The following is a 4,305-nucleotide window of genomic DNA, read 5'->3' as shown; positions in this document are numbered from 1 at the left end:
AATTCAAGGCTGAATATGCTGGTAAAATGAACTTATATTTAAATTTGCTGGATGATTTTGTAAAAGAGCCACACGAAAACCCGTCAATAGGCATTATTTTATGCAGCGAAAGAAGTAAGTTTGACGTTGAATACTCTCTTCGAGGCATTGATAAACCTGTCGGAGTTGCAGGATATGAGCTTACGCATAATGTTCCAGATAAGCTCAAGGACTCACTACCTTCCCCAGAAGAATTAGAGGAAAAAATTCTATTTGAGCTTGGTTTGGATGAAAAATATAGTTGCAAATAAAGTGGGCTCATTCGCAGTTAATGTGAGCCAGAACTTTGATAGAAGCAATTAAAGTGAGCCGAAATTAAATTATAATCGCAATTAATTTGGGCCAACAAAATGCGATGATTGCGAGCCGAGAGGTTTATAGACGCGAGCCGTTACACATAATGTACAGTGTTCAAATAAAATACCGGGTCTTTCATTACCATACCAAGCTTGGGAGTATAACCAGCGAGTTAATCGATATCCCCAGATACCACTGAGATCTTGATAACCAAACAGCGTCTTGATTTCATTGCAATGTGCGGATCGAGTAGCCTTTCGATCCAGGTAAAATTTAATGTCTTCTGTAGGTTCCATATCTAATTGTTTTGCAAGATAGCAAATAACATCGTTTGGTACATTAATTGGATTAGGAAGAAAGGTTCCTAGAAATCTAACCGTAGTTAATTGCAAAGCATAACCAAGCTTGTTGTAATCACGACGACATGTATTAATTAATTCCCTATCCTTGTCGTCAAGGTAAAAATATTTGTCGAGATGATCTTGAGAAAGTTTATCAGGATAACGAGCATAGCTCTGATATTGTTCATCAGTTAAAAAATCAACAGGCATGCTTGTCCAAAAAATATCCTCATACACAAAGGCCGGAAATAGTATCTCAACTTAAGTTATGTAATCAACTTGAAATATGGTTTAAAAGACGTTAATTTAGTTACCAGTAAAGTGACTAATTTTATTTATTCGGAGGAATACTTTCCTTGAGTCACATAACCGGTCGTTTTTGTTACTATTCAATTATATAGATAAGGTTAAATTTATGAAGGCTAGAAAAGAGGATTTACAAGAAAATGGTGAAAAATTAAATCCAGCTAAAATTACTAATTTTTTTCAGGAAAATAATGAAAGCAAGCATCAAGTAACTAATCTGCTCGATGCTACTGAGTCAATAGATCAAAACGAACTAGAAATATATATGGCTAAAGGGGGGCAGTCATATCACCCAACTAAACCACCAACATTTACTAAAGAGCAAATAGAATATTTTGCTGAGTGTGAAAAAAATATTCGTAGAGATGATCATAACATACGATTTGATAAGAGACGGCAAATGTACTTTTTCCTCCCTAAAGAGCATCCGGAATATAAAGAGCATCCGGAAGACGTAGAAGAAAATAATAACTACACTTGTAACATCCAATAACTCTTCGTTAATTCTATTTTAATTATAGGGTATTAGGGCGGTGTCTGGTCGCAGGTTCCGTACTTTGTAACCGCTACATAGTACATAGGTGAAACAATGCTTATTGGATATATGCGTGTATCAAAAACTGATGGATCACAATCGTTAGATTTACAACGCGATGCCTTATTGGCAGAAGGTGTCAAAGAAGAGTTCATTTATCACGATCATGCTTCAGGGAAGAAAGATGATCGACCTGGTCTTCAAAATTGCCTGAAAGCATTACGAGAGGAAGATACATTAATTGTATGGAAGTTAGATCGGTTGGGACGTAATCTTCATCATCTAGTAAATACTGTTCATGATTTAACTGAAAAAAACATTGGCTTAAAAGTACTTACTGGGCATGGCGCAGCTATTGATACAACAACAGCGGCTGGAAAATTAGTCTTTGGCATTTTTGCAGCACTTGCTGAGTTTGAACGAGAGATAATTAAAGAGCGCACCCTGGCGGGCATGGCTTCAGCGCGTGCACGGGGTCGAAAAGGCGGACGCCCTTATAAAATGACCCCAGCAAAGCTTAGACTTGCAATGGTTTCTTTAGGCAAACTCGAAACGAAAATTGGCCCTTTATGTGACGAGCTTGGGATCACCAAACAAACATTGTATCGACATGTAGCCCCTACAGGCGAATTACGAGAAGATGGAAAGAAACTACTTGGGGTTCCATGACCCCAAATTTATTGCAAAATATTTTCTCAATGAAAATTGCTTAGAGTAACTTTTCGTTCCAATGATTGTCACACCCCTAATTGGGATAAGACTCGGGAGCATAGGGCCAATGGAGCACTCGTTCGTGAAGAGTATGATGATTTGGAGGGCGATAAGCCCAGTTGCTTCTCTGGCGTGAAACGTCGTTTATTTCAAGCCGTTCAGGGACATCCCTTGATGACTCTGTTGACTAAAGAACACCTGAGCATGGAACTAAGGGACTTTATGCGTCAGATATTTCAATCACGACTCACCAATGACTCGTGCCGCGCGTTGTTAAAAGTATATTTTAAAATGATGGCCCTGGAAGAACCCGATGAGCAGGAGCGCACTGTTCTTGAGCACTTTAATCCAACCCAGGAGGAGAAGCAGGTATTTTATAACACACTGAGCAAACAATATGAGGCACAGTTTGATGAGGCATTCCAACGCTGGGTCGACCAACAGCTTGCTGTACCCCCAAAAGAGTACCGTTTAAACCTGTGGGTAACGATGAGTGAGCAAACCAATGCACTAGCGCTTCTTGATGAGTATGCAACACAACAGGGATTACCTAATCGGGAAGACATGACCCAGACCTTTTATCGTTATGCAAAACAACACCAAATAAAGTGCTCCAGGCAACTCGCAGAGGATTGTTTCGAGCTCATTGAGCTTTATGACACCCTTGTGCAGTGCTGGGAGGAGAGCAATCAGTACGCAATCCCTCCAGCGAGCCAGTTAGGGCTGTTTTCCGGCACCAGGAACTCAAAAGAACCATCGACCACTCTTGGCAACGGGCATCCTGCTCCTGGACCAAAATAAAGAGCGAGCTTGGGGCGCTCTTGCGCCCAAGGGGCTCTGTCATGGATGGGCCCCGTGCTGGATGTTAAGGTCTGATTATCGCAGTAATCAGACTTATTGAGTGTTAATTTGCCGCAGAATATTAGTACCCCCACCCTCATCTGATATAAATAAATATACACATTTTTAATGTAACTATATGATCTCAGTGGCATTAATGGACAAATTCAAGATATCAAATCAGGCTATCTAACGGCTCAGTCAAGCAAATATCATAATAGATATCTTCCATAATTCTTTTTATTCGTGCTCTTTGAAAGCTGATTATATTTAGACCCTCATATTTTTCATTTTTTAAAGAAGGTATTTTCATACAAACATCACGATATAATCTTTCACCGATATCATATAATTTATTATGATTTCTAGAATCGCAGATTTCATTCAAAACTAAAGGCATTAAACCATCCACACAAATAAATGTATTGTGTAGAGATTGCTGTATGAGTTCATATGCATCGAATATGTCTTGTTCAGCAGAATCAATGTTATTAAGTTTAATACATGTGAACACCGTTCTTATCTTATCTATGATGAGTAACTTATTTGTTTCGCGAACCGATATCGACTCATCTATTATTTTCTGCCCTTCCTGATTTATAGCCTTCATCTAGCACTCCATGCTTTGTTATTTTCTTTTAAGATCTCGATAAAAATTTTCATGGACCCCGAGAGCCATTAAAATCCTGTTTTCATAATCCCATTCATAAGCCAAAAGCATTTGCTGATGGTTAATCTTGAATTTATAAACATAAACACCAGACAAGTCACCTTTCTTTTCTTCTCCTATGCTGGGATCTTTGACTATGGCATGAATAACTTCATTCACAACAAGTTTATGGGTATTTGCCAATTTTTTGTATGCTTTTTTAAAAGCTGGCATTTGCCTTATTTGAATCTCACTCACTTTCGTCTTCAAAATAAAATGGTTCTGCCAATGATTTATCCTGTAGTTTAGAAAGAAGCACATCTCTTATAAACTCAACAGGCAAATCAGGATTATCTAAAGCACATTTCCCTAGTTTAGCCCAATACTCTATTTGGTTGGGAATAGAGCGAAATTCAGCTGATGCAACCTTCTTCGCATCATTATAAATTGATTCATTAATTCTAATTGGGATACCCATTTCAACCACCATTGTAATATTAAGCAACTATTGTTTTAATATGCTACATTTGTAGTTTAGCATGTTTTATACAATATGCAATATTATGATTGTTTTTATGACAGCAATT

At 38.1% G+C, this 4,305-nt stretch carries 8 protein-coding genes; 4 read left to right on the top strand and 4 right to left on the bottom strand.

All coding sequences use genetic code 11. The annotated features are described in order from the left end of the window. Positions 1 to 290: PDDEXK nuclease domain-containing protein (locus tag Q0495_RS07160; RefSeq protein WP_298624464.1), on the top strand; the 290-nt coding region annotated here is incomplete at its 5' end. 81 nt (positions 291 to 371) lie between these two features. On the opposite strand, the gene Q0495_RS07155 is transcribed toward Q0495_RS07160, so the two are convergent. After that, positions 372 to 887 carry a DUF4158 domain-containing protein gene (locus Q0495_RS07155; RefSeq protein ID WP_298624462.1) on the bottom strand — a complete coding sequence of 172 codons (516 nt, stop codon included), beginning with the start codon at positions 885 to 887 and terminating at the stop codon, positions 372 to 374. 205 nt (positions 888 to 1,092) lie between these two features. Between Q0495_RS07155 and Q0495_RS07150 the strand changes: the two genes are divergently transcribed. The 3 genes from Q0495_RS07150 to Q0495_RS07140 all read left to right on the top strand — a co-directional run bounded on the left by Q0495_RS07150 (position 1,093) and on the right by Q0495_RS07140 (position 3,030). Beyond that, on the top strand, positions 1,093 to 1,476 hold the full coding sequence (locus Q0495_RS07150; RefSeq protein ID WP_298624460.1) for a hypothetical protein: 384 nt from the start codon (positions 1,093 to 1,095) through the stop codon (positions 1,474 to 1,476). A 96-nt stretch (positions 1,477 to 1,572) separates the two neighbouring features. Continuing rightward, positions 1,573 to 2,187 carry a recombinase family protein gene (locus Q0495_RS07145; RefSeq protein ID WP_298624458.1) on the top strand — a complete coding sequence of 205 codons (615 nt, stop codon included), beginning with the start codon at positions 1,573 to 1,575 and terminating at the stop codon, positions 2,185 to 2,187. 36 nt (positions 2,188 to 2,223) lie between these two features. Continuing rightward, positions 2,224 to 3,030 carry a hypothetical protein gene (locus Q0495_RS07140; protein ID WP_298624456.1) on the top strand — a complete coding sequence of 269 codons (807 nt, stop codon included), beginning with the start codon at positions 2,224 to 2,226 and terminating at the stop codon, positions 3,028 to 3,030. Between the two features lie 214 nt (positions 3,031 to 3,244). Here Q0495_RS07140 and Q0495_RS07135 read toward each other — a convergent pair whose 3' ends face one another. Genes Q0495_RS07135 through Q0495_RS07125 form a run of 3 tightly spaced genes read right to left on the bottom strand, consistent with a single transcriptional unit; the run spans position 3,245 to position 4,196 of the window. Then, positions 3,245 to 3,679 (bottom strand): hypothetical protein, encoded by a 435-nt coding sequence (locus tag Q0495_RS07135; protein ID WP_298624454.1) that lies wholly within the window; start codon positions 3,677 to 3,679, stop codon positions 3,245 to 3,247. A gap of 18 nt (positions 3,680 to 3,697) precedes the next feature. Next, complete coding sequence (locus Q0495_RS07130; protein WP_298624452.1) at positions 3,698 to 3,976, bottom strand: type II toxin-antitoxin system RelE/ParE family toxin; 279 nt, start codon at positions 3,974 to 3,976, stop codon at positions 3,698 to 3,700. After that, entirely contained in the window at positions 3,969 to 4,196 is a 228-nt protein-coding gene (locus Q0495_RS07125) for a hypothetical protein (RefSeq protein WP_298624449.1), read from the bottom strand. The genes Q0495_RS07130 and Q0495_RS07125 overlap by 8 nt, the downstream gene beginning before the upstream one ends. Positions 4,197 to 4,305: the final 109 nt, after the last annotated feature.

Origin of the sequence: uncultured Legionella sp. (assembly GCF_937871865.1) — a bacterium.
GTDB lineage: Bacteria > Pseudomonadota > Gammaproteobacteria > Legionellales > Legionellaceae > Legionella.
Note: the sequence above shows the minus strand (reverse complement) of the source record. Positions and strands in the feature narration are given on the sequence as shown.